Annotated in this window: 27 protein-coding genes; 11 read left to right on the forward strand and 16 right to left on the reverse strand. The window is 67.7% G+C overall.

Annotated elements, in window-relative coordinates; translation table 11 throughout:
* Nucleotide 1: 1 nt before the first annotated feature.
* The 9 genes from OXK16_02775 to OXK16_02815 all read right to left on the reverse strand — a co-directional run bounded on the left by OXK16_02775 (nt 2) and on the right by OXK16_02815 (nt 9,146).
* Nucleotides 2-1,414 (reverse strand): LCP family protein, encoded by a 1,413-nt coding sequence (locus tag OXK16_02775; GenBank protein ID MDE0374871.1) that lies wholly within the window; start codon nt 1,412-1,414, stop codon nt 2-4.
* 32 nt (nt 1,415-1,446) lie between these two features.
* Entirely contained in the window at nt 1,447-1,635 is a 189-nt protein-coding gene (locus tag OXK16_02780; protein MDE0374872.1) for a hypothetical protein, read from the reverse strand.
* Nucleotides 1,607-3,163: a lyase family protein gene (locus tag OXK16_02785; GenBank protein ID MDE0374873.1), complete on the reverse strand. Its 1,557-nt coding sequence runs from the start codon at nt 3,161-3,163 to the stop codon at nt 1,607-1,609. The genes OXK16_02780 and OXK16_02785 overlap by 29 nt, the downstream gene beginning before the upstream one ends.
* Nucleotides 3,160-4,107, reverse strand: coding sequence for a pyridoxal-phosphate dependent enzyme (locus OXK16_02790; protein ID MDE0374874.1), 948 nt, complete (start codon nt 4,105-4,107; stop codon nt 3,160-3,162). Before OXK16_02790 ends, OXK16_02785 begins: the two co-directional genes overlap by 4 nt.
* Entirely contained in the window at nt 4,104-5,450 is a 1,347-nt protein-coding gene (locus tag OXK16_02795; GenBank protein MDE0374875.1) for an adenylosuccinate lyase family protein, read from the reverse strand. The genes OXK16_02790 and OXK16_02795 overlap by 4 nt, the downstream gene beginning before the upstream one ends.
* Nucleotides 5,447-6,385 (reverse strand): hypothetical protein, encoded by a 939-nt coding sequence (locus OXK16_02800; protein MDE0374876.1) that lies wholly within the window; start codon nt 6,383-6,385, stop codon nt 5,447-5,449. The genes OXK16_02795 and OXK16_02800 overlap by 4 nt, the downstream gene beginning before the upstream one ends.
* Nucleotides 6,386-6,604: 219 nt before the next feature.
* A complete protein-coding gene (locus OXK16_02805) occupies nt 6,605-6,823 on the reverse strand; it encodes a hypothetical protein (GenBank protein ID MDE0374877.1) in 219 nt (72 codons plus the stop codon).
* Between the two features lie 224 nt (nt 6,824-7,047).
* On the reverse strand, nt 7,048-8,154 hold the full coding sequence (locus OXK16_02810) for a cobalamin-independent methionine synthase II family protein (GenBank protein MDE0374878.1): 1,107 nt from the start codon (nt 8,152-8,154) through the stop codon (nt 7,048-7,050).
* Nucleotides 8,155-8,405: 251 nt separating this feature from the next.
* The gene (locus OXK16_02815; GenBank protein ID MDE0374879.1) at nt 8,406-9,146 is read right to left on the reverse strand and encodes an SDR family NAD(P)-dependent oxidoreductase; all 741 of its coding nucleotides are present in this window, start codon (nt 9,144-9,146) and stop codon (nt 8,406-8,408) included.
* Between the two features lie 253 nt (nt 9,147-9,399).
* Between OXK16_02815 and OXK16_02820 the strand changes: the two genes are divergently transcribed.
* The 4 genes from OXK16_02820 (at nt 9,400) to OXK16_02835 (ending at nt 14,048) form a co-directional block, all read left to right on the forward strand.
* Nucleotides 9,400-10,167 carry a glucose 1-dehydrogenase gene (locus OXK16_02820; GenBank protein MDE0374880.1) on the forward strand — a complete coding sequence of 256 codons (768 nt, stop codon included), beginning with the start codon at nt 9,400-9,402 and terminating at the stop codon, nt 10,165-10,167.
* Nucleotides 10,168-10,288: 121 nt separating this feature from the next.
* Nucleotides 10,289-11,203 (forward strand): CoA transferase subunit A, encoded by a 915-nt coding sequence (locus tag OXK16_02825; GenBank protein MDE0374881.1) that lies wholly within the window; start codon nt 10,289-10,291, stop codon nt 11,201-11,203.
* Complete coding sequence (locus OXK16_02830) at nt 11,200-12,009, forward strand: acyl CoA--acetate/3-ketoacid CoA transferase subunit beta (protein MDE0374882.1); 810 nt, start codon at nt 11,200-11,202, stop codon at nt 12,007-12,009. The genes OXK16_02825 and OXK16_02830 overlap by 4 nt, the downstream gene beginning before the upstream one ends.
* Nucleotides 12,006-14,048 (forward strand): acetate--CoA ligase family protein, encoded by a 2,043-nt coding sequence (locus tag OXK16_02835; GenBank protein ID MDE0374883.1) that lies wholly within the window; start codon nt 12,006-12,008, stop codon nt 14,046-14,048. The genes OXK16_02830 and OXK16_02835 overlap by 4 nt, the downstream gene beginning before the upstream one ends.
* Nucleotides 14,049-14,086: 38 nt before the next feature.
* On the opposite strand, the gene OXK16_02840 is transcribed toward OXK16_02835, so the two are convergent.
* The gene (locus OXK16_02840) at nt 14,087-14,503 is read right to left on the reverse strand and encodes a type II toxin-antitoxin system VapC family toxin (GenBank protein ID MDE0374884.1); all 417 of its coding nucleotides are present in this window, start codon (nt 14,501-14,503) and stop codon (nt 14,087-14,089) included.
* A complete protein-coding gene (locus OXK16_02845) occupies nt 14,500-14,793 on the reverse strand; it encodes a type II toxin-antitoxin system Phd/YefM family antitoxin (protein MDE0374885.1) in 294 nt (97 codons plus the stop codon). The genes OXK16_02840 and OXK16_02845 overlap by 4 nt, the downstream gene beginning before the upstream one ends.
* A 142-nt stretch (nt 14,794-14,935) precedes the next feature.
* Here OXK16_02845 and OXK16_02850 point away from each other — a divergent pair, with 142 nt between their 5' ends.
* Complete coding sequence (locus OXK16_02850; protein MDE0374886.1) at nt 14,936-16,519, forward strand: NAD(P)/FAD-dependent oxidoreductase; 1,584 nt, start codon at nt 14,936-14,938, stop codon at nt 16,517-16,519.
* Nucleotides 16,516-17,379 (forward strand): phosphosulfolactate synthase, encoded by an 864-nt coding sequence (locus OXK16_02855; GenBank protein MDE0374887.1) that lies wholly within the window; start codon nt 16,516-16,518, stop codon nt 17,377-17,379. The genes OXK16_02850 and OXK16_02855 overlap by 4 nt, the downstream gene beginning before the upstream one ends.
* A 33-nt stretch (nt 17,380-17,412) precedes the next feature.
* Here the strand turns inward: OXK16_02855 and OXK16_02860 are convergent, their stop codons facing one another.
* On the reverse strand, nt 17,413-18,336 hold the full coding sequence (locus tag OXK16_02860; protein ID MDE0374888.1) for a TIGR03564 family F420-dependent LLM class oxidoreductase: 924 nt from the start codon (nt 18,334-18,336) through the stop codon (nt 17,413-17,415).
* A 123-nt stretch (nt 18,337-18,459) separates the two neighbouring features.
* The gene (locus OXK16_02865; protein MDE0374889.1) at nt 18,460-19,200 is read right to left on the reverse strand and encodes a dienelactone hydrolase family protein; all 741 of its coding nucleotides are present in this window, start codon (nt 19,198-19,200) and stop codon (nt 18,460-18,462) included.
* Between the two features lie 207 nt (nt 19,201-19,407).
* Here OXK16_02865 and OXK16_02870 point away from each other — a divergent pair, with 207 nt between their 5' ends.
* Nucleotides 19,408-20,175: an SDR family oxidoreductase gene (locus OXK16_02870; GenBank protein ID MDE0374890.1), complete on the forward strand. Its 768-nt coding sequence runs from the start codon at nt 19,408-19,410 to the stop codon at nt 20,173-20,175.
* Nucleotides 20,176-20,219: 44 nt separating this feature from the next.
* On the opposite strand, the gene OXK16_02875 is transcribed toward OXK16_02870, so the two are convergent.
* Entirely contained in the window at nt 20,220-20,903 is a 684-nt protein-coding gene (locus OXK16_02875; GenBank protein MDE0374891.1) for a biotin--[acetyl-CoA-carboxylase] ligase, read from the reverse strand.
* A 170-nt stretch (nt 20,904-21,073) separates the two neighbouring features.
* Here OXK16_02875 and OXK16_02880 point away from each other — a divergent pair, with 170 nt between their 5' ends.
* The 4 genes from OXK16_02880 to OXK16_02895 all read left to right on the forward strand — a co-directional run bounded on the left by OXK16_02880 (nt 21,074) and on the right by OXK16_02895 (nt 25,149).
* Complete coding sequence (locus OXK16_02880; protein MDE0374892.1) at nt 21,074-22,624, forward strand: acyl-CoA carboxylase subunit beta; 1,551 nt, start codon at nt 21,074-21,076, stop codon at nt 22,622-22,624.
* Nucleotides 22,625-22,654: 30 nt separating this feature from the next.
* A complete protein-coding gene (locus OXK16_02885; protein MDE0374893.1) occupies nt 22,655-24,397 on the forward strand; it encodes an acetyl-CoA carboxylase biotin carboxylase subunit in 1,743 nt (580 codons plus the stop codon).
* A gap of 140 nt (nt 24,398-24,537) precedes the next feature.
* Entirely contained in the window at nt 24,538-24,774 is a 237-nt protein-coding gene (locus OXK16_02890) for a type II toxin-antitoxin system prevent-host-death family antitoxin (GenBank protein MDE0374894.1), read from the forward strand.
* A gap of 3 nt (nt 24,775-24,777) precedes the next feature.
* Nucleotides 24,778-25,149, forward strand: coding sequence for a type II toxin-antitoxin system VapC family toxin (locus OXK16_02895; protein ID MDE0374895.1), 372 nt, complete (start codon nt 24,778-24,780; stop codon nt 25,147-25,149).
* Nucleotides 25,150-25,358: 209 nt separating this feature from the next.
* Here OXK16_02895 and OXK16_02900 read toward each other — a convergent pair whose 3' ends face one another.
* Nucleotides 25,359-25,763, reverse strand: a complete 405-nt coding sequence (locus OXK16_02900; GenBank protein ID MDE0374896.1) for a putative toxin-antitoxin system toxin component, PIN family — start codon at nt 25,761-25,763, stop codon at nt 25,359-25,361.
* Nucleotides 25,760-26,014 carry a ribbon-helix-helix protein, CopG family gene (locus OXK16_02905; protein MDE0374897.1) on the reverse strand — a complete coding sequence of 85 codons (255 nt, stop codon included), beginning with the start codon at nt 26,012-26,014 and terminating at the stop codon, nt 25,760-25,762. Before OXK16_02905 ends, OXK16_02900 begins: the two co-directional genes overlap by 4 nt.
* Between the last annotated feature and the right edge of the window lie 400 nt (nt 26,015-26,414).

The raw sequence follows: 26,414 nt of genomic DNA on the forward strand, positions 1-26,414 counted from the left end.
GTCAACCTCCGAGGACCGCATCGGCGGCCAGCGCGTCTGCGCCCAGGATCACCACCGCATCCAGGCTGTCGTCCACCGAGCCTGCCTCCACCAACCCGAAGCCCAGCATCTCCACTACCTTCCGGCCGATCTCGTGGTCATAAGGACGCACTCGCACCACCGTGTTGTCGAAGTCGAATGAGGCGGCGTCCCCCACCCCGACCGAGCCGGACACTCCGTCATGGTCCTCGAACCAGGCCGCCCACTGGCTGGCCTGTGCATTGCCACCGTTGCCGTTCAACACCTTCAGGCGGAGTTCCTGCTGCTGCTCCGATGCGCCGGTCGGCACAGCAGCACCGATGAAAGCGGCCAGGACCTCGTTCGCCTCGGGTTGTCTCGGATGCAGGTAGTAGACGCCGTTCTCCGTACTCTCCCATACCGGCAGCGAGTAGACCTGGATGTTGCCCCTGTTCAGGTTGCGCGCCGCCCAGCCCAGTTCCAGGAGACGCTGGGCGTCCAGACCGGCATCGATCACCAGATGCTCCCCGGCGGCTCGGAGCACGGCCGGTATGTCGAACACGATCGTCCAGCGCTTGGCGGACTCCAGCATGGCGAACAGAAGGCTCTGCTGCCGGCGGATCCTGCCCAGATCGTTGGCGTCGATGCTGACCCAGGCGTTGCCCCGGCGCTCCTGGTAACCCCGGGACCGGGCGTAGGCCAGCGCCTCCTTACCGTCCAGGAGTTGAACGCCGGCTTCGACGTCAAGGCCCGACTTGAGGTCGCGGGCCGGGTAGGCGAAGGTGATCTCGACCCCTCCCAGGGCATCGACGATGCTGGCGAACCCGTAGAAGTCCATCTCCACGTAGTGGTCGATCTGGACGCCGGTCAACTCTTCCACCGTGGAGACCATCAGGTCGCCGCCACCCAGCGCGAGGGCGGCGTTCAGCTTGACAAGCCCGTATCCGCCTATATCGACCTGCAGGTCACGGGGCAGGCTGAGAACCCTGGCCTCATCACCGTCGAGGGTGGCGAGCATGATCACATCGGCCCGGTTGCCGTCCAGCCGGTCGTTGATCTCCAACTCGTCCGGGAGACCCTCGCGCGTGTCGCCCCCGACCACGAGGAAGGTGACCGGCGCCAGGGGCTCGGGTGGCGACTCCTCAACGGCAGGTGTGCCGGGGTTGGCAGGGATGGTGGAACCCGTTGGTTCGGTCACCACGGGCACCACCGGCTCCGGCTCCCGGGCCAGGCTCGGGATGGAAGTGGTCGGAATCGCCTCGATGGCCTCCCGAGCACCCACCAGGTAATAGAGGATCCCCCCGAAGACCACCACGTTGATGGCGATCAGACCGATGATGAGGCGCATCCAACGCCGTCGGGTAGGCGACGGTTCGGACGCGGCTGCGTTCTCGTTGGTGGAGTCTTGGGTGCTCATGGGAGGACAGCCGATGTTACTCAGCCCGGCTGTCATCCACAGCACGCATCCATGGATGGCCCGGACCACGGATGGCCCGACCCTGCCACCTCCCCGATGACCTCGCCCTTGCGTTCCTTGCAGTCCGGACACACCCAGACTGCCGGCACCCTGGCGCCTTCCACCACCAGCGTGCGGTACTCGTGACCGCAGTCAGGGCAGGCGATCAGCAGAACCGGCACGGCTCCCTCCCCCTCCGCCTGTTCGGCTCTGCGCCAGGGCAGTGGCCTCGGTGATCAGGGAATCCCTGGCCGCGTCCTGGGCCGCTCGCGATGCTGTCCCCCATTCCCGGGAATGCCGTACCCGCAGTGACACCGACGCGCAGTGCTCGAGAACCCGGCGGGGCGCCGATCCGCCGATCGAGTCCCGGGAGGCGACCATGGCCGCCACGTCGTCCATTTCCGGCTCCGACTTCGCCGGAACGGACCCGGTCGGCTCAAACCCGGCAGCGCGGGCCGCTTCGGCCAGACGGGCGGCCGAGACCTGCTCCTCCCCCGCCCCGGCAGCTTGCGCCACCGCCCGGGCAACGACTCGATAGGCGCTCCTGTAGTCGAGACCCCCTTCCAGGACCAGACGGTCTGCCAGATCGGTCGCCGTAGTGAAGTTCGTTGCCGCGTCCTCGGCCAGCCTCGCGACGTTCACCTCCAGGGAGCCGACCACCTCGGTTGCCAGGCGCACCAGCCGGGTGGCGAGTTCCACCGCTCCCACCACCTCCCCGTACAGGTGGAGCCAGTTGTCGGTTCTGGCGGATGGAGTCCGCTGGGTGACCATCAGTCCGGTGACCCTGCCGATGAGGGTTCCGCAGCCGCCGCGGATCACCGCGAGAGCGTAGGGGTTGCGCTTCTGCGGCAAGAGCACTGACGCCCGCGACGACGATCCCCCCAAGGTCACGTAGCCGAACTGCGGGCTGGCAAAGATCTCGAGGTCCTCGGCCAGGCGATCGACCGCCAGTGCCGCCTGCATGGCTGCCACACCACAGTCGATCATCGGATCACCCGACCACATGCCGTCGCGGATGTGGGCGGTGGGCTGGTCGAAGCCCTGCCGCGCCGCCATGCGGGAGCGGTCCACCGGAATCGGCGTTCCGCCGACACCGCCGGACCCTGCGGGTGATTGGTTGATCAGCCGGTAGCAATGGCGGACCCGGTCGAGGTTCCGGATGCCCTGCTCGGCGAAGCCGGCCAGATAGTGGCCGAATGTCGACGGCTGGGCGGGCTGCAGATAGGTGGTGTCGTTCCACAGCGCATCCGCCAACTCTTCGGACCGCCTGACCAGCACCTCGGTGCACGCGGCAACCGCTTCATGGAGCGCCAGGAGCCGGTCCCGGAGCGCCAGGCGGATGGCGATGCGTCCGGCTTCCCGCCTGGTACGGCCGGTCGGCAGCCATCCGGCCCGGGATCCCAGGCGGCGCTCGAGCTCCCGTTCCCGGCTGTTGTAGGCGTCCCCGTAGACCGGATCGTAAGGGAAGGAAGCAGGATCGGTGTCCAGGAAGTCGAGCAGCTCCCGGCAGAGCGCCGCCGCCGCCGCCTTTGGCGCCACGCCGGCCGCGACCAGCTCGATAACGTGGCTGAGGTCGGCCAGGCACAAGCCCTCGTGAAGGATGGCGGCGTCCGCCACCTCGAGGCGGTAACCGGCCGCCACCAGCTCCGGGGATGGGCCTGATCCGAGCGGCCCATCCGCTCCCAGATAGCCCTCGGGCGGCTGGATCATGCCGCCGAACTCCCGTGGAAGAGGTTCAGGGTTCCGCCGGTGACCAGGAACAGCACCGGCCCCCGGACCTCGCCGGCCTGCCGGATGAGGTCGGCCAGCGCGCAGGAGCCGTACTCGGGATCGAGGAAGACGCCTTCCGTGCTGGCCATCAGCCTGGCGGCGGCGTCGACCTCCAGAGGGTCGGGGTCCAAGTGGTCGGTGACCTGCCACCGGACCGGGTACCGGTGAGCCACTTCCAGGATGTCGAGGGAGGCCTCGGATATGTCCTCGATACGGCGCTGGCACTCCTCGATGGGGCGATGGACCGCCGCGCCCACCACCCGCGGGCCGCCGGCCCGCCGCCGGTAGCCGGCCACCAGGCCGGCCATCGTGCCGCACGATCCCGCCGCCAGCCACATTGCCTCGAACCGGACTCCTGCCCCTTGCGCCTGGTCATCGATCTCGTCGACCGCGGCGACGTACCCCAGTGCCCCGACCGGACCGGCGCCGCCCCGGCCCACCACGTATGGACGGCGACCCTCTTCCCGCAGGCACGCTTCCACCCGGTCGAGGAGCGGATCGACGGAGGCTCGCACCGGGCTACCGGTGAAGCGGATCCGTAGGTTGTCCAAGCGGTCGAGCAGGTCGACCCCGCTGGTGCCTGCCGGTGGCCGGTCTCCGAACAGCACCAGTTCGCAATCGAGGCCTCTGGCGGCCGTGGCGGCGGCCGCGGCCAGGACCCAGTTGGAACGCGGTCCTCCGCCGGTCACGAACACGTCGGCGCCGGCCTCGCGGCAGGCGCCCATATGGAACTCGATCGCCCGGGCCTTGTTGCCACCCAGGCCGACACCGGTCAGGTCGTCCCGCTTCAGCCAGATCGACGAGCCGAGTTCCTCGGAGAGCCGGGGCGCGAACGTGAGCGGCGTCGGCAGGTTCGCCAGGGCTATCCGAGCGGGGGCGGTCAACCGGCCGCCCTTATCACCCGGTCCACGAACCGGGGCCCCGCACCCATTACCCGGCCGAGGTCGGCCTGCTCCTCGATGTCCGACCGGCTCAGGTGGGCGGGAATCCGAGGATCGCGCATGAGCGCTTCGGTAAACGGGAGCCCCTCCTCGACGCCCCGCATGGCCGCCTCGTACACGATGTCGTGGGCGGTGTGCTTACCGACCCGGTCGGCCAGCAACCGCATGACCGGCTCGGCGAACACGGATCCCCCGCGGGCATCGATGTTGGCCCGCATCCGCTCTGCGTCGGCCTCGAGGCCCTCCACCAGCATCACCGCGTAGCGGGTGGCCGAGAGGGTCAGGGCTGCCGCCTCGGGGAGGGCGATCCACTCGGCCTTCCACGCTCGACCGTCCCGCTCGTGGAGCTGGATCATCGACTCGGTCATGACGGAGGCACCCGCGCGCACCAGCCTGGCCAGCGTGTCCAGGTGCTCCGACAACTCCGGGTTGCGCTTCTGGGGCATGGTGATGCTCCCCACGGTGCCCTCGATGAAGGGCTCCCGGACCTCTCCTATCTCCAACCGCTGCAGCTCCATGATCTCGTTGCCGATCTTGGCGATGGTGGTAGCGACCATCGCCAGCAGGTGCACGAACTCGGCGGGTCCGTCCCTACTGGTGATCCAGGGGATCGAGGGAACGCCCAGATCCATCCGGCGGGCGAAGGCGTCCAGCAGATCGAGCGCCTGCTCGCCCCAGAACTCCAGCGTGCCGAGAGCGCCGCCCAACTGGACCACCTCCCATCGACTCCGCCCGTCCGCGAGCCGCTGCCGGTGCCTGCCCAGCTCCGCCGCCCAGACGGCCGTCTTGAAACCGAACGGGATGGGCAGGCCCGGCTGGGCGTGCGTGCGACCCATCATCGGGGTGGTGCGATGATCACGGGCCAGCACCAAGGCAGCGGCCTCCAGGCGGGCCAGGTCCCTCTCCAGCAGATCGCCGACGGATCGCATCACCGTGGCGGTCCAGGTGTCGGTCAGGTCCTGGACCGTTGCGCCGTAGTAGACCCATTCCCGGGCGGGCTCCGGGAGGGTGGCTCGCAACACCCGGATCAGGCCCAGGGTGGAGTGGCCGGTCGCCCGGGTCTCCGTGGCGATGCGGTCCAGGTCGATCTCGGCCCCGGTGGCATGGTCCCTGATGTGCCGGGCGGCCCCTGCCGGCACCAGGCCGACCTCGGCCTGGGCCTCGGCGAGGGTGGCGAGAATGTCAAGCCAGGCCCGGAAGCGGGACTCCTCCCCCAGGATGGACCGGGCCTCTTCGGTACTCCACAGGTGCCCGTAGACGACGGAGTCGCCCAGGTGGATGCTCATCCGGCGGGAACGAGCGCGTCAAGGCCCACCAGCAACCGCAATGCCTGCCTCACCTCGTCGAGGTTGGCACCCCACGGCACCACCGCCCGGTTGCCGTCGAACTCCACGCCCCGCTCCAGCATGCAGCACTTGATGAGCCAGCGACCATCCGGGCGGGCTTCCTCGACCCGCCGCTTGGGGCAGATGTCGACCTGGGTCGGTTCGCTGCCGTAGAAGTGACGGTGGAATTGCATCGAGCGCTCGCAGCCGATCATCACCCACTCATCGGGCGCCGGCGGCCGGGTGTCGAGATATGCCATGTCGGCTGCCAACTCGGTGCCGGCCCCGCGGCACGGGAGAAGGTAGGAGTCCGACGGGGCCGTAGCAGCCAGATCGTCGAAGGTGACCGCGTCAAGGACCAGGTCCACGGGTGGCATGTCCTCATCGAACTCCACCACCTGCCGGGCCTGGTCCAGCAACTTGGGCGGCAGGGGCGGGGTCACCTCGGTTACGAACACGCGCACCGGATCGGGCTCCCAGATGAAGTTGATGTGCTCGAACCGGCCCTTCACCACGAAGGCGGAGACGCCGGGGCGTCCATGGCTGATCGCCGCCCCGGCCAGGGCGGTGGCGTTCCCCACGTCAATCGTGGGATCCTCGATCAGCTGGGTGCGGTCGGGGCCCGACCAGACCTCGACATCCACCACCGGCACGAACAACTCGTCCGAAGCGGCCCGCGCCACCGCCGCCAGGCCCACCGCTTCGTCGTGGATGAGGGCGATGTAGTCGGTGCGCCGGTAGACCTCCCGCCCGCTGAGGTACTCCCGCATGAAGTCGGGTTGCGGATCCTCGTCCACATGCTGGACCGACAATCCCCGGTAGGGATGGGCGCGGGCGTTGGCTGACGGTTGCTCGGCTGCCGCCGTGCTCGTGACGGTCCCGGATTCGGCGCGCATGGGGTGATTCTAGGAGAACCACGCCCCTCCCGGCGGCCCGGTCCACGGCCTAGGTCTAGTGGTCTGTCTGTGTAATGGCGGTGTGGTATGGCGAGGCAGCGGTGTTCCTCGCAAGGCCCGGTGACGAAGGCGTACCCGCAGCGGTACGTTGAGGAAGCGGAACGCAGCGACGGGGCGCCGATGGTCGCCAGAGCACCCGGTTGTTTCGCAGACAGACCACTAGGTCTGGGACAGTGCCTGGAAAGCCGAGAGCACGATCGCTGTAGCGATCCCGACAGTGGATACGAACATGCCCAGGATCCAGCATGTCGATATGGTGATCCTCCGCTCCACAGTGAGCAGGGCGTCGGCTAGATCCGTACGGTTCTCGGCCTTCACCACGTCGTCCTTGGCGTCCACTAGGTCGACGAACCCTTCGGGGTATGACGTCGTTGCCATGGGTTCTCCTTCCAACGGCCGGCGCGCCACCCCCGGCCGAGACCCGTCTTACGTTCCCGTCGCTTAAACAACGGAACAAAGCGTACCACAGTTGGAAGCCCGCCACCAGCCCGCAGGGGTGCCGAGCGTGGTCGAGTCATGAAGAACCCCGATCTGCCACAGCCGCCGGGTGTTGCACCCAGGGCCGCCCCGGAGGGGACGGCCCTGGCTGGGTCTTGGTTCTGCTAGCCCAGTTCGCTGCGAACGATCTCCGCTCCCGAGACCATCGCGTGGAGCTTGTCCTGGGCGATGTAGCGCTGCAGGAGGATGAGCCCGCAGTCCGTGGTCACGCCCAACTGGTTGGCCGGCACGTACTCGAGCAGCCGCCGGATCCGGCCGGCTACCTGCTCGGCCGTCTCGGTGATCGTCGACTTGACGTCGATCACACCCGCCCAGAACTGGATGTTCTCGGGAACCGGATTGTCCCGGATCACCTCGAGCCCGGACAGGTCGTCCGAGCGCCGCCCGCAGTTCTCGAGGTTGAGGACATCGATGTTCGCCTCGTAGGACTTCGGGACCACCGAAGCGGTGGCAGCCGGCTCATCACCCTGGCGGATGGTCAGATCGAAGATCTCTCCGGCGCCGGCCGTGTCGTCCGGGTAGTAGGCCGGGGTGCCGCCCCAGTTGCCCCAGCAGATGTGGACGATGATCTTGGCGTTCTGGACGCCCTCCACGGCCCGGTCGAAGGCCTCGATGGCCCACGGTTCGTAGAAATACGGCCAGGTGAACTCGTCGAGCTGGATGAAGTCGATCCCCATGGCGTCGACCTCGAGGATGTCCTCGTTGACCGCCGCGGCGATGTCCATGGCCCGCTCCGCGGGATCCTCGTAATGGAGGTCGTTGGTGGCCTGGGCAAGGACCTGGATACCGGTGTACTGGACCTTGGTGGCCTTGTTGGTGGCCTGCTTCAGGGCCCGGGCCTGCTCGACCATGATGGCGCCCCGCCGCTTGACCTCCTGGGTGAGGGTGCCGGCATGGAGGCGGCTGTAGATCGGGAACCCGAGGAAGCCACCCTTCAGGTCGTATCCGAGCCGCTTGTAGTAGTAGTAGAGGGCCTGATCGGCGTAGTTGTCGCCGTGGAGCCGCCCATCGGTGATGATGTCGAGACCGGCGTTCTCCTGGTCCCTGGCCAGGGCGCCCACCGCATCCTCCAGCGCCTCCCGGATGTAGGCATCCGGCGGCTCCTGGTCCCCGGTCCAGTCCCGCACGCAGTTGGCGTCCCACCACCTCGGATTGGGGTAGTTCCCGACCATCGAGGTCGGGATCATGACCTCTTGACCCTTGATCTGCATGTTCCCTCCATTCGAGAGAATCTCCGAGTCGCCCTCGGCGCGACCCGTCGGCCGGGCCCTGCAAGCTTCCCTTGTAGCCGACAGTCCACTGGCATGGACCCGTATAGGGCGAGAGTAGCAATGTGCCGGAAACGCGGTCGAGCGGTCTCGGGAAGGTGCTCAGAAGATATAGAGCGCGGTCGACCCGCGATGTCACGACCTGGGGTTTGGTTGTGGACTATCGGGCTAACGCGGACCTTCTCGATGCTCTTCTAGCGGAGCGACCAGCCTCCGTCCACGACCAGGCCGTGGCCGGTCATGTAGGAGAGGCGGCCGGACGCCAGGAGGGTGATCGCCTCGGCGATCTCCTCGGGCTGGGCTACCCGGCCGACGGGGATGCTGGTCTCGATGGCCGACCGGAGCTCGGGCTGGTCGAGCCGCCACTTGGTCATCGGAGTCTCCGCCATGCCGGGACACACCGCGTTGGACCGGATGCCGTCCCCGGCGTAGTCCAGGGCAATCGAGCGGGCCAGCAGCAGCGCCGCCGCCTTCGAGACCGAGTACGCGGAGCGGGACGGGAACGGATCCATCCCGGCCACCGAAGCCACCGTGATTATGTGACCGGACCGGCGGGGAACCATCGAGGAAAGGGCGGCGCGCGAGCACAGGTAGGCGCCCCGCACGTTGACCCCCATGACCCGGTCCCACTCCTCGACCGGGGTCTCGTGGAGGCGGGTGGCCGCCAAGGATCCGGTGATCCCGGCGTTGTTGACCAACACGTCGACCGGGCCAAGCGTCTCCTCGACGGCGGCGAAGGCCGCCGAGACCTCGCCTGCCACGGCTACGTCCACTCCCAGCCCCAGTCCATCGCCCGCGGCTTCGGAGGCGCCGGAAGGATCGAGGTCGAAGACACCCAGCCGGAACCCCTCGCTCCGGAGGCGCTCGCATGTTGCCAGCCCTATGCCCGACCCACCTCCCGTCACCACGGCCACACCCGGCGCCCGGTCCGCCATCCATACCTCCAGAGAGTCGAGACCCAAGGATACGTCTGACCGCTCCGGGAATCCTGGAGGAGCGCTGCTCGGCCCTGAACGCGCCGCCGGCCGAACCCGACCTTCCAGGGTGACCGCGACCCTTCGATCGCCATGGCCCCCAGTGACGACCGACCTGACACACGATTGGATCGAGCTGTCCGAGGAGTCGTTACTCGAAGCCGGCCAATGCCCTGCTACTGGCCACTGACCACTGCGGCGTATCATGTCCCGCATGAGACTCGAAGGACGGACTGCTCTCATCACGGGAGCCGGCTCGGGTATCGGCCGGGCAACCGCCGTATTGTTCGCCGCCGAGGGCGCCGGCGTGGCGATACTCGACCGCGACGGCCAGGCCGCCGAGTCCGCCGCCTCGGATATCTCGGCCACAGGCGCCGAGGCACATCCGGTGGTGGCCGACGTGTCGTCACCGGAGGAGATCGCCGGCGCCGTGGACCGCGCCGCCCGGCTCCTCGGTCGCCTTGACATCCTCTACAACAATGCCGGCGTCGGGTCCAGCGGATCGGTGGTTGACACCACCGAGGAGGACTGGGACCGCTGCTTCGCGGTGAACGTCAAGGGCACCTACCTGACCTCACGGGCCGCCATACCCCACCTGGAATCCGCAGGCGGCGGATCCATCATCAACCAGGCCTCGGTAGCCGCTCTGGTGGGGATCCAGGGACTCGCTGCCTACTGTGCCGCCAAGGGAGCGGTGGTGTCCCTGACCCGAGCCATGGCCATCGACCTCGCTCCCGTTGGTATCCGGGTGAACGCGCTCTGCCCGGGCACCGTCTACACGCCGCTCATGGAGCCGCTCATGCGCGAGCGCGGCGGCGGAGATATCGAGCGTGGCCTGGAGATAACCGCCGCCAAGTATCTGATCGGACGTCTCGGAACGCCCATGGAGATCGCCCGGGCCGCGCTGTTCCTCGCATCGGACGATTCCAGCTTCGTCACCGGTACCGCCTTCACGGTCGACGGCGGTATGACGGCTCAGTAGGAAGGTACCGAAGAATGTCCGGTTGGCCCGATGCGTCGGCTGCGAAGACCCCAATCAACGCTTCCCGGGCCGGCGATAGAGTCCCGTCCCCGTCCCCTCCCGCACCCGTCTAGCCGCCCGGATGGCCGTACATCTCGCTCCCGACAAGCTCGCCGACCTCGAGACGGCGGTCGGGATGGTGCGGCCCGGTTCGATGGTGGCACTCGGGGGAGGCCTCTCGGCCCGGCTCCCGATGGCGCTGGTCCGCGACCTGATCAGGGCCGGGATCGGAGACCTCCATGTGGTCGGTTCCGCCCACTCCATCGATGTGGACCTGCTGGCCGCCGCCGGAGCGATCTCGGTCTGCGAGGAGAGCTACGTGGGGTACGAGCAGGACCACGGTCTGGCGCCGGCCTTCCGGAGGGCGGCTCAGGAAGGGTCGCTGGAGGCACGGGAGAGCTGCTGCGACACCATCCTCACCCAACTCCGGGCCGCCGAGATGGGCCTCTCCTTCCTCCCCGTCCACGGCGTCAAGGGGACGGACATCGAGGGGCTGCATCCGGAGTACTCCCGCGTGATCTGTCCTTTCACCGGGCACGAGTACGTGGCCGTGCCGCCCCTGGCCCCGGACGCGGCCCTGATCCACGCCCCCATCGGGGATCGTCAGGGGAACCTCCACATCGAGCAGCCCTACGTCCTTGACGAGCGGTTCGCGGTGGCCTCGGCCATGACGATCGCCACTGTCGATCGGATCGCCACCACCGACGAGGTGGCGGCGGCGGGCATCGTCATCCCCCACTACCGGGTGGCCGCGGTGGTCGAGGCGCCGTTCGGCGCCCATCCCAGTTCGTGCTATCCCGGTTATTCCTACGACCGCGCCCATCTGGCATCCTGGGTCAAGGCTGCCAGGACTCCCGAGGGCGCGCAGGATTACCTCCGCAGCCATGTCACCGGCGTCGACGAGGACGGCTACCGGCAGCTGGTCGGCGCCGACCGGCTGGAACATCTGACCGGATACCGGGCCTCCGACCAGGCATGGATGGAGATGTTCCGGTGAGTTACCGATTCGGACTCGACGAGCTATTCGTGGTCGAACTCGCCCGGACCGTTCGAGATGCCGAGGTTGTATTCCACGGCTTCGGAAGCCCGTGCGCCACGGTTGCCATGCACCTCGCCAAGCGCACCCATGCCCCCCATGCGCTGCTGATCGAGGGCGCCACCTACGCGGTCAACCCCTCTCCTTCCTTCATCGCTCCGTCGAGTAATGACCACTCCCTGAAGCAGGGATCGGCCTACTCGATGCGTTTCGAGGAGGCGTTCGACATGTCGATCAGGGGCGACATGGACCTCATGTTCCTGTCGGGCATCCAGATCGACCCCTACGGGAACACCAACGTCACCGCGGTCGGCGGGATGCCACACCCGAAGGTGAAGCTGGGCGGTGGGGGCGGGGGATGCAACATGTCGGCCACGATCGGGCGCCTCACCCTGTGGACCACCAACCACCGGTCCGGGCGCTGCCTGGTCGGGGAATGCGACTTCATCACCGACATCGGCCACCGGACGCCTGAGGGAACCCGATCCGCGCTGGGCTACCCGGGAGGCGGTCCGGACACGCTGGTCACCGAATTGGGCGTGTTCGACTACCCCGAGGGTCGGGCCCGGCTGCGGAGGCTGTTTCCGGACGTGACACTCGCGGAAGCGAAGGCCGTCACCGGCTTCGAGTTCGCCGTGGCGGCCGACCTCGCGCCGGTACAGACACCTTCGCGCCACCAGATCGATCTGGTGCGCGCCATCGACCCGCTCGGCGTCCGCCGGCGGGAGTTCCGGCCGGCCGAACTCGAACGGTCCTTCTCCCTGTGACTCTCGACCGCGTGTTCAACCCGGCCCGGGTGGCGGTGGTGGGCGCCTCCGACCGTCCCGGCAAGGTCGGATCGGTCATCTGGCGCAACCTGGCGGCCTTCGAGGGCGAGAGAATCCCGGTCACCACCTCGGCGGACCGCGTCGGAGGCGTTCCGGCGGTCCCGAGCCTGACGGAGATAGAGGGCGAGGTCGACCTGGCGATCCTCGTGGTCCCTGCCCGGGCCGCTCCGGCCATCGCCCGCCAGGCCGCCGCCAAAGGTGTCGGCGGGATGGTGGTGCTGGCGGGCGGGTTCGCCGAGACCGGACCGGCCGGGGCTGCCCTCCAAGCCGAGCTGGTCGAGGCAGCCGGGCCGGTCCGGATCGTGGGGCCCAACTGCTTCGGGATCCAGAACATCGCGCTGGGCCTCAACGCGTCGATAACGATGGCGGGCGACATCGAGACGGGGACGGTGGCCCTGGTCACCCAGTCGGGTGCCTACGGGATGGCGATCCACTCGCTGGCACTGGATGAGAACCTGCGCTTCGGGAAGGTGTACTCGTCAGGCAACAAGGCCGATATCGGCGACCACGAGGTGATCAGCTACCTCCATCAGGATCCCGGCACCCGCATCGTGTGCCTGCTCGCGGAGTCGGTGACCGACGGGGCCGAGTTGGCCGCCGCCATCCGGACCGCCAGCCCGACCATGCCGGTGATCGTGACCAAGACCGGCCGCTCGGAGGCCGGGGCTCGAGCCGCGCTGTCCCACACCGGGGCCCTGGGTACCGACGACGCCGTCTTCCGGGCCGCCATGCGCCAAGCGGGGGCCATCACCGTCCGATCCGGTCTGGAGATGCTCGACGTGGCGCGGGTGCTGACCGCTCAGCCGCTCCCTCGAGGGGCCCGGGCGGCCATCATCACCAACTCGGGCGGCGTGGGCGTCGAGCTGGCCGACATGCTCGAGGATGAGGGAGTAGAGGTCCCCGAACTGTCGCCCGGCCTCCGGGATCACATCGCCGAACGGCTGCCTCCCATCGGAGGCGCCCGGAACCCGGTGGACATGACCCCCATCTGGTCGCGCTTCGCGGAGCTCTATCCGTGGTTGACCGACACGCTGGCCCGCTCGGGCGAGATAGACCTGGTGATCCCGGTACTCCTGCAACGGGCGGCCATGGACGAGGCCACGCTGACCGGGCTGCGCGACACCGTGGCGGCGCTGAGGGCAGGAGGGAACCAGGTGCCCGTCTACTGCTGCTGGGTGACCCCGCGGGAGGCCCGCGGTAGGGCCGACGTCCTCCAGTCGGCCGGGATCCCGTGCCTGGAGTGGCCCGAGCGCGTGGCGCGAGCCGTCGGGCACGCGGTGCGCTACGCCGCCAACCGCCCGAGCATCGCCCCGCCCGTTCGGGTCGACCTCTCCGAGTCCTTCGGGCTGGCGGAAGGGCCGGTCCCGGCAACCGAGGCCGCCGCAATCCTGGCGCGCTACGGAATCAGGACCGTCGAGAGCGCGCTGTGTGCCACCGCCGACGAGGCTGTGGCGGCGGCGGAACTCCTGCCGGGTCCGGTCGTGATGAAGACCGCCGCCCCCTCGGTGGCCCACCGGACCGAGGCCGGAGGGGTCCGGATGGGCCTGGCCACCGCCGGCGACATCCGTGACGCCTACGGAGAGCTGTCAGCGCTCGGAGCCGAGGTGTTGGTCCAGCCGCGGTTGGGCGGGGTAGAGGTGGTGGTGGGCGCCCTGCGGGACCCGGTCTTCGGGCCGATGGTGATGGCCGGCCTGGGCGGGACCATGGTGGAACTGCTCGAGGACGTGGTCTTCGCGCTGGCTCCCGTGAGCAAGGCCGAGGCGATCGTGATGCTGGAGAGCCTGGCGGGCTTCCCGCTACTCGCCGGGTACAGGGGTGGACCCGAGGTTGACCTCGACGCGGTGGGAGAAGTGATAGCCGACGTGGCCCGCCTGGCCGCCGAACACCCCGAGGTGAGCGAGATCGACCTCAACCCGGTCCTGTGCACCGAGTCCGGCGCCACAGCTGTGGACTGGAAGCTCTACGTGAGCCAACCTTAGGAGGGTCTGGGAACTCGGTTACGTAGCTCTTGCCATGCTCAGCGCTGCGGATCGAGGACGGACAATCCCCTGAATCCGTCTGCCCACTCGATGATCTTCCGGTCGGCGGTCGCCAGATGGAATCCGCCGATTATCGCGGTCGCCGTGATAAAGCGATCAGCGGGATCGGGATGGAACCCTTGGTCCCCCAACTCTGCAGCCCGGATAGCCACCTCATCGTCCACCGGAAGGATGTTCAAACCGTTGACTCGCAGTTTGTTGCGTAGAGACCGTGAAGGCGGAACCCTTCCGAGTCTCCCTCTCCCCTGCAACATGGCGATCTCCCAGAAAACGATCGAGGAGACCGCGACACTGCCCTCTACCCACGACGAGCCGAGCATCGACTTGAACTCTTCTCCGAGGCGATCGGAATCCATCACCGACCGAACCAGCACGTGGGTATCGAGCAGGATCACTGATGGGATGGGAGATCGGGGTCCAGTACCCGGTCGGGGTTGCTGATGGCTTCCCAGTCCTCAGCAGGCACCGCCGGAGACATGATGTCTCCTGTAATGCTCATCCGGTCCCGGAACATCCCCAGCAACGGCACAGGCTTTCGAACAGGGGCCAACCGCGACACCGGCTTGCCGTGCTTCGTGATCACTATCTCCTCGCCGGTCTCGTTCACCTCGTCCATGAGCGCCAGACACCGGTTCTTGAACTCGCCCGCCGGCATGGTCCGCCGGCTCTGACCGATACCCGACATGCCCGAGACCTCCTGATCGTCACACGGAGTATAGCCATGTCCAATGACTATGGCCATATGCTGTCCACGAGGCACGAACCGATCTGTTCTATCCTCAGCCGAGAAGCCCCAACAGACACTCAATCGGCACAGGGAGAGACAGATGGCGACCACCACGCTCACGCCTTGGGACATTCGCAGCCAGGACCCCATCAGCATCCATGATTGGGGACCGGAGATCGACTCCATGCTGGAGGACCCCGAGGACAACCGGGTGGTGTTCAACGTCGACGAGACCGATACCCGTCCCTACGATGCCATCTTCCTGGGCGGGGGCGCCGCCGGGCGTTTCGGATCCGCCTACATGCGGGCCATGGGCGGGCGCCAGCTGATCATCGACCAGTGGCCCTTCCTAGGGGGCTCGTGCCCGCACAACGCCTGCGTGCCCCACCACCTCTTCAGCGAGGTGGCGGCCGAGCTCATGCTGACCCGCACCTTCAGCGGGCAGTTCTGGTTCCCGGACATGGAGGGGCGGGTGACCTCCATCAAGGAGATCGTCGACCTGTTCCGGGCCGGCCGGATTGCCCCGCACGCGATCATGAACTTCCAGAGCAAGGAGCAACTCGACCTCGAGTACATCCTGAACGCCCCGGGCAGGATCATCGACTCCCACACGGTCGAGGTGGCGGGCCGCACCTTCACCGCCAACAACCTGATCCTCGCCACCGGCGCCCATCCCCGACCCCTCCCGTGCCCCGGCAACGACCTGAAGGGCGTCTTCACCTATGAATCCCTGGTGGAGGATCTCGACTACGAGCCGGGCGACACGGTCGTCGTGGTCGGCGGATCCAAGACCGCGGTCGAATACGGGTGCTTCTTCCAGGCCACCGGACGCCGCACCATCTTAGTGGTGCGCACCGAGCTGCTGAAGCTGCTGGAGGACGGCGAGACCCGTGACTACGTGATCACCATGATGAAGGAGCAGGGGACCGAGATCTGGGAGGGCTCGGTCGTGACCGAGGTTCACGATGACGGCGGCGGCCGGGTCAAGGGCGTCACCGTTTCCACGCCGGATGGAGTCGAGTACGTCGAGACCGACTTCGTGTTCCACGGCCTGGGCGAGGTCCCCAACTCGAAGATGGCGGCCGAGGTGCTGGGCGTGAAGCTGAACGACGACGGGACCATCAAGGTCAACCCGCAGATGCAGACCTCGGTACCCAACGTGTACGCCATCGGCGACCTGATCGGCCCGCCCATGGAGATGTTCAAGGCTCGCAAGTCGGGGATGTACGCATCGCGCCACATCATGGGCGAGGACGTCCACTACGAGTTCAAGGAGTTCCCCGACTTCCTGCACACCCACTACGAGGTCAGCTGGTTCGGGATCGGCGAGGAGGAAGCCCGGGAACGCTACGGGGAAGTGACCATCATCAAGATGCCCCCCGACTCGGAGGACGGCTGGGAGGTCGCCCTGCCGGCCACCGACCGGATGATGCTCTACGCGTTCGCCAAGCCCCGGATGTCGGGCTTCCAGAAGCTGATCATCGCCTCCGCCTCCCGCAAGGTGGTCGGCGCCCATCACGTGGGGGCGGGGGCCCGGGACGCCTTCCAGTACCTGTTCCAGTTGTACCGCCGCGGACTCACCATCGACCAGCTCGCGGAGATGGACGAGCTGTTCCTCAACCCCACCCACTTCATCCAGCTGTCCCGCCTCAGGGCCGGATCCAAGGACCTCCAGGACTTATGACCGGCGCCGGCGAATCGGCCTGGTACCGGCTGGCGGTCACCGGCGAGGTACGGCGCGAGCGGACCGCCAAGCCGCGCCACGCCGGCGTGACCATGGTCATCGACACCGGGATGGGCCTGTCCCAGTGCGAGGACCTGCTGATGATGGCGGACCGCTGGATCGACCACTGGAAGCTCAGCTTCGGCACCTCGGCGCTGATACCCAAGCCGGTGCTCGCCAAGAAGCTGGACCTGATCGGGTCGGCCGGGATCCTCACCTTCCCCGGCGGGACCATGTTCGAGGCCACCATCGTCCGGCGCCATTGCCGCCACTACATGCGGACCGCCCGAGGGATGGGCTTCACCGCCGTCGAGATCTCCGAGGGATCGATCGACCTCTCGCCCGACCGCCGGCGCGGGGCCATCGAGTGTGCGCTCGACCATGACCTGGCGGTGATCACCGAGGTCGGGAAGAAGGACCCGACCGCCCAACCGTCTCCAGGGCAACTGGCCGATCAGGCGCTGCAGGACCTGGAGTGGGGAGCCTCGTGGGTGGTGGTCGAGGGCCGCGAATCCGGCACCGGGGTCGGGATGTACGACGCGACCGGCCGGATCGACATGGAGGCGGTGGAAACGGTCGCCGAGCGGGTGGGAGACGCCGTCGACCGCCTGGTGTGGGAGGCGCCCCTGGCCGATCAGCAGAAGATGCTGATCGGACGCTTCGGCCTCAACGTGGGTCTGGGGAACATCGATCCCACCCGGATCCTGGCGCTGGAGGCGCTCCGCACCGGTCTCCGGTTCGAGACGCTGCAACCGATCGCCGCCCGCCTGGCCGCGAGGGGTGCCTGGGATCCGGAGCGGCGAGAGCTCCCTCCGGTATGAACGCTAGCCGCTCGTCATATTGCTAACCAGCAACTAGCTACTAGTAACTAACCCTGCCAGGAGGTCCCGGGTGGCTTCGGTCCCGATCCCGGTATCGAACGGGACGGCCCATACATCGGTAGCACCGGAGTCGAACAGGGCCCGGATGCGGGATCGGACGGTCCGCGCGCCTCCCGAGATGGCCAGATCTGCCGGCCCATCCACTCCTTCGCGATCGAAGAGCCGCTGGTAGTTGACGAGATTGCCGTACATACCGAACGTCCGGTTGGCCGCGGCCCTAGCCCGGTCCCGGTCTCCGTCGACCGCGACCGGAACCCCTGCCACCACGCGGGGCGAAGCCTTCCCCGCCGCCTGCGCGCCCTCGGTGACGGCTGGTAGCACCACCTCTTCCAGGGACTTCGGTCCGGCCAACCATGTGGTCACCCCGTCGGCCAGTTCCCCGCCCAGCCGACACATCGCCGGTGCGAGGGCTCCCACAATGACCGGCACGCGGGAAGTTCCGCGCACCGTTATCGCCGCCTCGACCCGGTAGTGATCCCCGCCGAAGCTCGCCTCGCCCTCTCCTAGCAATCCTCCCAGGACGGTCAGGTACTCACGCAGGTGGCCTACCTGGCTCGAGTAGTCGAGGCCGTGCATCCCCTCGATCACGGGACGGTGCGAGACCCCCACCCCGAGCACGAACCGCCCTCCCGACAGGGATTGGACCGTTGCCGCGGATTGCGCCAGAGCCACGGGATGGCGGGGATAGGTGGGAACCACGCCCACCCCTAGCTCGATGCGCGACGTCCGCTGTGCCGCCGCGGCCAGCATGGTCATTGAGTCGATACCCCGGCTGAAGTGGATGCACCAGGCAGAGTTGAATCCGTCCTGCTCGGCGGCGACTGCTTCGGCGACCACTTCCTCCGGGGCCCGGAAAACGCCTACGGGCTCGCCGCCGATGAGAATCGAGATGCGCATGGGTCGCTCCTGCCGGTCGCCTAGGAGGGTACTGAAGAATGTCCGGTTGGCCCGATGGTCGGCAACGAAGTCCCCGGTTGAGGCGTCGCGGGCCAACCCACCCTCGTCTTTTTCAGCACCCTTCTATCCGAGCGTGGCGGCCAGCAAGCGCAACAGCCGGGCCAGGGTGTCGCTCGCCGCGGCGTGATGGTACGAGCCGGAGTCGTCATCGAGGTAGTCGTGACCCACGCCGTCGTACAGGATCCATCTGCCGTGAGGGTTGAGCCGCTGGGCTTCGTCGACCCCTGCGGCGGGTACCAGGTCGTCGTCCGCCCCGTAGAGACCCAGGACCGGCATGGGGAGCATCTCCAGGGCCTCGATCACCGGCAGGCGCCGCTCCTCATCGCCGGCCAGCGGTGCATACGCCACGCAGAGCGCACCTACGGCCCTCTGCCGGTGGGCCGCGTAGATGATGGCGAACCGGCCCCCCACGTCGATCCCCAACACGCCGATCCTTCCGGGACGGGCCCATCCGGCCGGGTCGGCGAACGCGAAGGCCACCGCATCGTCGATGTCCGCCAGGGCGCGGCGGTCCCGGATCCCGTGGTAGGTGGCGACCAGCTCTTCGAACGGCGCCTTGGGTCCGGGATGAGCGCCCCGGGTCAGGTCGGGGACGAGAACGGCGTATCCGTTACGCGCCAACCGGCGGGCAAGGTCCTTGACGAAGGGCGTGATCCCCTGGAGCGGGGGCAGCATCACCACCAGCGGGTAATCGCCGATCCGGTCCGGGCGGGACAGGTAGCCGGTGGAGAACCCGGCCCCGGAGGGCATCGCGAAGTCACGATAGAGAATCTCGATCGTTCCCTCATGCTGGAGAACCGCCATGCCACCTCCTGTACGGCCCAGGTCAGAAACGGCGAACGGTTCAATCGTAGCCAGCGGAGGGGGTACGGCTGAACCCGCCGTCTCGTAGCTCCGAGACCGCCACCGAGGCCGGCGTCCGCCGACCGGTGGACGGATCGCTTCCGGGATCGATTCCCGGCGCGCTCAGGAAAGCCGGAGCCGCCGTCGGAAGGGCGTATGATCACCGCCATGAGACTCCGAGGACGGGCCGCTGTCATAACCGGCGCCGGGTCGGGCATCGGCCGGGCCACCGCCGAGCTGTTCGCGAGCGAGGGCGCCGGGGTTGCGATACTCGACCGCGACGGGCCGGCCGCCGAGGCCGCCGCCTCAGCCATCTCGGCCACGGGCGGGGTGGCCCATCCGGTGGTCGCCGACGTGTCTTCGCCGGACGATGTCTCCCGAGCCATTGCCAGCTCCGCCCGACTCCTCGGACGCCTCGACATCGTCTTCAACAACGCCGGCGTAGCACCATCCGGGTCGGTTCTGGATACGGACGAGGACGAGTGGGATCGGTGCTTCGCGGTCAACGCCAAGGGCGTCTACCTCACCTCTCGGGCCGCCATCCCCCACCTGCAGGCCGCAGGCGGCGGATCGATCATCAACCAGGCATCCGTAGCCGCCATGATCGGGATGGCAAACTTCTCCGCCTACAGCGCCGCCAAGGGTGCCGTGGTCTCTCTCACCCGTGCCATGGCGATCGACCTCGCTCCCTTTGGGATCAGGGTGAACGCCCTCTGCCCCGGCGCCGTCCACACACCGGTCATGGAGCCGCTCATGCGCAACCACGGCCGTGGCAGCCTCGAGCGGGGACTGGAGATGACGGCCGCCAAGCACCCGATCGGGCGCCTCGGGACGCCGAGGGAGATTGCCGGCGCCGCGCTGTTCCTGGCATCGGACGACGCCGCCTTCGTCACCGGTGCCACCCTCCCGGTGGACGGTGGCAGAACCGCCTGTTAGCCGGCTCAGGACACTCCTGACGGATCGTACCGCCGGAGTCGGGATCAGTTGTCCCGCAACTCCGAGACCGCCGCCGAGGTCAGCGTCCGCCGGCCGGTAGCCGTCTCCACCACCAGACCCCCGTCCGGTGAGATGTCGACCGCCGTCCCGGCGCCGTCCGGGACCCAGGTGACCGGTCGCCCCAGTGTGGAGCATCGACGGCGGTATTCGTCACGCGGCCAATCACCCGGCTCGTCGGCCACCAGTGCCAGGAACTCCTCGACCCACCGCTCCGCGATCTCCGCCCCGGCCTCCCGGCCGGGATCGGAGTCGAACACGGCGCCCGTTCCCTCCGGAGCATCGGGCCAGAACAGGTTGGCGCCCCATCCCGCCACCACCGCGTCGCCCGAGGCTTCGGTGAGCAGGCCGCCCAGCTTCAGCCGCCCGCGTATCAGGTCGTTGGGCCATTTGAGCGTCATGTCCCGTCCCGGATCGCCGAGCGCCCGCAGGGCCGCCACGCCGGCCACCAGCGTCAGGAGCGGCCATGAGGAGGAGGGCCAGTGCGGTCGGACTCCGAGGGAAGCCGCCAGCGCTCGCGGGGCGTTCGACCACCGCGCACCCGAGCGCCCCCTCCCCCTGGTCTGCGACCGCGCCACCACCAGCAGGGGCATCGATCCGCGCCGGGACCACACCTCGTCCTGGGTGGAGGTGGTCCGGTCGAGTATCAGCGTCTCGTAGGGTGTAGCCATCGGCAGCCGGTCCGGGTCTAAGGGTCGAGTTCGAAGGATACGCGGCGCCGGCGCCGGGCCGAACGGTGACGCGTCCGGCTCCGCGCGCGGAGAATCGTTGCGGACGTGTGTAACGCCTAACCTTGAACGCCGCCAGAGCGGCAGTACAAACCACTGAGAGCCGGAAGACTTTGGGAACCGAGCAGCGCATCGAACAGCTCCGAGAACTCCGCCGCCAAGCCGAGGGCGGAGGATCCCGCCGCGCCGTGGACCGCCAGCGCGAGAAGGGCAAGCTGACCGCCCGGGAGCGGATCGCGCTCCTCCTCGACCAGGGGAGCTTCCAGGAGATCGACACCTTCGTGCGGCACCAGTCGCGCGGCTTCGGGCTCGAGGATCGGCGCCCGCTCGGGGATGCCGTGGTGACGGGCTACGGAACCGTCAACGGCCGGACCGTCTTCGTTTTCGCCGAGGACTTCACCGTTTTCGGCGGGAGCCTCGGCAAGGCCGTGGCCGACAAGATCACCAAGGTCATGGACATGGCCATGAAGGTCGGGGCTCCGGTGGTCGGGCTGAAGGACTCCGGCGGTGCGCGCATCCAGGAGGGCGTGCAGTCGCTGGACGGCTACGGGAGGATCTTCTATCGCAACGTGATGGCCTCCGGGGTGATCCCCCAGGTGTCGGTCATCATGGGCCCGTGCGCGGGAGGGGCGGTCTACTCCCCCGCCATCACCGACTTCGTCTACCAGGTGGGCGGCACCAGCCACCTGTTCATCACCGGTCCGGACGTGATCAAGGCGGTGACCGGCGAGGAAGTCACCTTCGAGGACCTGGGCGGCGCCAACACCCACGCCTCCATCTCGGGAGTCACCCATTTCGTCTCCGAGACCGGCGCCGATGCCCTGGACGACGTCCGCTACCTGCTGTCGTTCCTCCCCCAGAACAACATGACGCCGCCCCCCTACTTCCCGCCCGACGACTCACCGGACCGGGCCGACGACCGGCTGGACTCGATCATCCCCGACTCGCCCAACCAACCCTATGACATGGTGGAGGTCATCGAATCGGTGGTGGACGACGGCGAGTTCTATCAAGTCCACGAGCACTGGGCCCAGAACATCGTGGTGGGGCTGGCCCGCTTGGCCGGTCACTCCACGGGCATCGTGGCGAACCAGCCGAGCCATCTGGCGGGGACGCTCGATATCGGGGCTTCGCAGAAGGCGGCCCGGTTCGTCCGGATGTGCGATGCCTTCAACATTCCCATCCTCACGTTCGTGGACGTGCCCGGATTCCTGCCCGGTGTGGAGCAGGAGCACGGCGGCATCATCCGCCACGGCGCCAAGCTGCTCTACGCCTACTGCGAGGCCACCGTGCCCAGGGTCACCGTGATCACCCGCAAGTCCTATGGAGGCGCCTACCTGGTCATGAACGCCCGCGGCGTGGGCGCCGACCTGGTCTACGCCTGGCCGTCGGCCGAGATCGCCGTGATGGGCGCCCAGGGTGCGGTCAACATCATCCATCGCAAGGAGATCGCCACCGCCGCCGATCCCGATGCCAAGCGGGACGATCTCGTAGAGGAGTACGAGGACCGCTTCGCCAACCCCTACGTAGCTTCCGAATTGGGCCTGGTGGACAGCGTCATCGAGCCCCGAGAGACCAGGGTGCTTCTCATCAAGGCGTTCGACATGCTCCGCGACAAGCGTGACTCGCTACCGCCCAAGAAGCACGGCAACATCCCCCTCTAGGAGGCCCTTGTGCCGAAGCAGAGCCTGAGCATGGACTCCCTCCTGGTCGCCAACCGGGGGGAGATCGCGGTACGGGTGATCCGGACCGCGGCCGAGCTGGGGTTGCGGACGATCGCGGTGTACTCGGAACTCGACCGCGACGCCCTGCATGTCGAGCTGGCCGACGAGGCGTGGAACATCGGCGGGCCTCCGGCCTCGGAGTCCTACCTGAACGCCCGGCGCATCATCGACGTCGCCCGGCGCTCCGGCGCTGCCGCGATCCATCCCGGATACGGATTCCTCTCGGAGAACGCCGGATTCGCGCGCCTGGTGGAGGATGCGGGCATCACCTGGGTGGGGCCGCCGGCCCGCGCCATCGAGTTGATGGGCGACAAGATCCGGTCCCGCCAGACCGCGGAGCAGGCCGGGGTGGCTCCGGTGCCGGGAACCACAGACGCTGTCCTCAGCCTGAAGGAGGCCGCCCCGATCGCGTCGCGGATCGGCTACCCGATCGCGGTGAAGGCCTCTCACGGCGGCGGGGGCAAGGGTCTGCGGGTCGCCGCCAACCGCAAGGAACTCGGCAACGCCATCGAGGGCGCCCGGAGGGAGGCGGAGGCGTACTTCGGCAACCCGGCGGTCTACCTCGAGGCATACCTCGATCGGGCCCGCCATATCGAGGCCCAGATCATCGTCGACCGGCACGGCAACGCCCGCTTCCTCGGTGAGCGGGACTGCTCCGTGCAGCGCCGTCACCAGAAGCTCATCGAGGAGGCGCCCTCCACGCTGCTCACCCCTGAAGGCCGGAGGGGACTCGGCGAGGCCGCCCTCGCCATCGCAGAGGCCTGCGACTACACCAACGCCGGCACCGTCGAGTTCCTGGTCCGGCCCGACGGGACGTTCTACTTCCTCGAGATGAACACCCGCCTCCAGGTCGAGCACACGGTGACCGAGATGGTGACCGGACTCGACCTCGTGGCCGAGCAGCTGGCGATCGCCGACGGCCATCCGCTCTCCTTCGACGAGGCCCCGGTGGTCGGCCACGCCATCGAGTTGCGCGTCAACGCCGAGGACCCGGCCAACCGGTTCCGCCCCTCGCCTGGGACCGTAACCGAGTACCAGGAGCCCGGAGGCCCGGGCGTGCGGGTGGACTCGTGGATCACGCCGGGCACCACGGTCAGCCAGTACTACGACAACCTGCTGGCCAAGCTGGTGGTGTGGGGCCGGACCAGGGAAGCCGCGATAGCCCGGGCCGAACGTGCCCTCGACGAGTACCGCGTGGCGGGCGTGGCCACCACGCTGCCGGCCCACCGAGCTGTGCTGTCCCACCCGGTCTTCGTCAGCGGCGAGGCCCACACCCGGTTCGTGGAAGAGGAGCTGATGCTCGACCCCGAGCCGTTCGACCGGGGTGAGGCCCGACCCACCGAGGATCGGGGGCCGGGCCGCGAGATGACGGTGGAGGTGGGCGGGCGCAAGTTCGACGTGACCTTCTGGTCCCCGGCGGCGCCGGACCCGGCCGGCGGGGATCGCCCGATGCGGCGCCCACCGCAGCGGCGGGCCGCCGGAGGGCCGGCTTCCACCGAGCCCGGGATGGTGCTGTCCCCCATGCAGGGAACCATCGTCAAGGTGTCGGTCAAGGCGGGAGACCGGGTGACGGCCGATCAGCAGATCTGCGTCCTCGAGGCGATGAAGATGGAGAACGAGATCAAGAGTCCTATGGACGGGGAGCTGGTGGAGCTGAAGGTCCGGCCGGGTGACACCGTCCGCACCAACGAGCTCATAGCCATCATCCGCTAGTTGCTAGTTGCTAGTTGCTAGTTGCTAACAATCAATAAACGGTGCCTAATAGTAACTATGGACCAGTCGCCGGCGTCGAGATCTCGTCAGGGCCTTGCTTGGTTAGTCTGACTAGACTAACCAGGACCGACAGGCAGGCGATGAGCGAACGGATAGTCAACATATATGAGGCCAAGACCAACCTCTCGAAACTCCTCAAACGCGTGGAGGAGGGCGAGGAGGTCGTGATCGGACGCGCCGGGAGACCGGTCGCTCGGCTCTGTGCCTACCAGCCCCGCAGGGCGCCCCGGACGCCCGGGCGCCTGGCGGGCAAGGTCAAGATGGCCCCCGACTTCTCGGATACGCCCGAGTGGCTGATCGACGCCTTCGAGGGCTGAGGGTTGGACCTACTGCTCGACACCTGCACGCTGCTGTGGTGGGTCAACGGAGACGAACTCTCGCCCGACGCTCAGCATGCCATCGCGGATCCCGGCAACCGGGTCTGGATCAGTGCCGTGAGCATCTGGGAGATCGCCGTCAAGCAGTCGCTCGGAAAACTCGAACTGGGCGGCGACCTCGACGCGGTGATCGAAGAGGACTTCCTGCAGCTACCGGTAACCTTCGCCCATGCCCGACAAGTCGCTCGGCTGCCCCTCCATCACCGGGACCCCTTCGATCGGATGCTGATCGCGCAAGCCAGATCTGAGGAATTCACGCTCGTCACCCGCGACCGCCAGCTCGCGCAGTACGCCGTCAGGCTCCTGAAGTCCTGACCCTCGGGAGACACCGGTTGACGGTTGATAGTCGTTGGCCGTTAGTCGTCACCGAACCCAACTGGATACCAGCTACGTACAACCAGCGGCCAAAGGCGTCGGCTACGGCGGACGCCCCTACCGGGGACTCTTGCGGTGCCCTGACCTTCTGCCAAGCCGGCCAAGCCCATCTCGCCTCCGATTAGAAGGCGCGGCGGCAATCCACCGGTTCAGGCTTCCAAGCTGTTCAGGAACACGGGAGCGTTGACGATTCGCACTCCCATGATTCTCTCCAGGGGTAGAAGATGGCGTCGGTCTCCGGTGACCAGGTAGTCGGCGGAGGCTTCGACCGCGCACGCCAGGACACGGTTGTCGGCCTCATTGCCCTCGATAATCGGAGGAATCCGGTCCGGGTCCAGGAAGGTCGCCCGGTTCCTGAGCGTGGCCAGAACTCCGTCCAGTTGCTCACCTTCCCATCCGAACTTTCTCTCCAGCACCCCTGCGGTCTCTTGGAGGATGAACGGCGATAGATACCACTCGAACCGGCCTCGGCGAGCGAGGTCGAGGACGATCCGTTCGTTTCCCGGGAAGTTAAGAGCCGAGACGATGACGTTGGTGTCGAGAACTGCCCTCACGCCCGCGTTGAGGGCGCCTCAGCGCGATACTCCTCCACCAGACGGCCCACATCGGCCGGACCGAGGCCCCGCTCCCTGGCCCGCGCCTCCCCATAACGGAGCACTTGACGCCAAGCCGACTCTTCCACATAGCGGAGCAATGCCTCTCGTATCAGCTCGCTCCGGCTCCGTCCCTCCTCCGCCGCCACGTCGCGGATCTGCTTCGCAAGCTCGGGCGGCAAGGAAAAGGTCATCGTGCTGGTAGTCCTCATGGTATCGAGCGCCTCTGTATACAGTCTTACCGAGTCATAGCAGGATACCACACCCGCCCAACCTCCTGGCGGCGACGCCTCATCCGGCAGAACGACAGAACCGGACATCACCCGTCCATGAACGAGGCCCCGGGCACGTCCGGAGATTCTCGCGTTCTGCAGGAAGGGGGTTGAATCCGTCACACCCTCGCTATACGTTGCCCATTGCCAAGCACCAACGCTGGCCGGAAGCTTCTCACCGATCGGTCCGGTCAAGTCCGAGGGAACATGACAGCTCATGGAGCGAGAGCCGATCGCCGGCATCCAGCCGGGCATGGCCGACCACGCTCCAACCAAGGTGGTGGAGGCGGGGTGTCCCTGTCTTGTTGTCAAGCCGCTTGGGTTAGTTTTTCGGGTTGGT

It is taken from the genome of bacterium (genome assembly GCA_028821235.1).
GTDB lineage: Bacteria > Actinomycetota > Acidimicrobiia > Spongiisociales > Spongiisociaceae > Spongiisocius.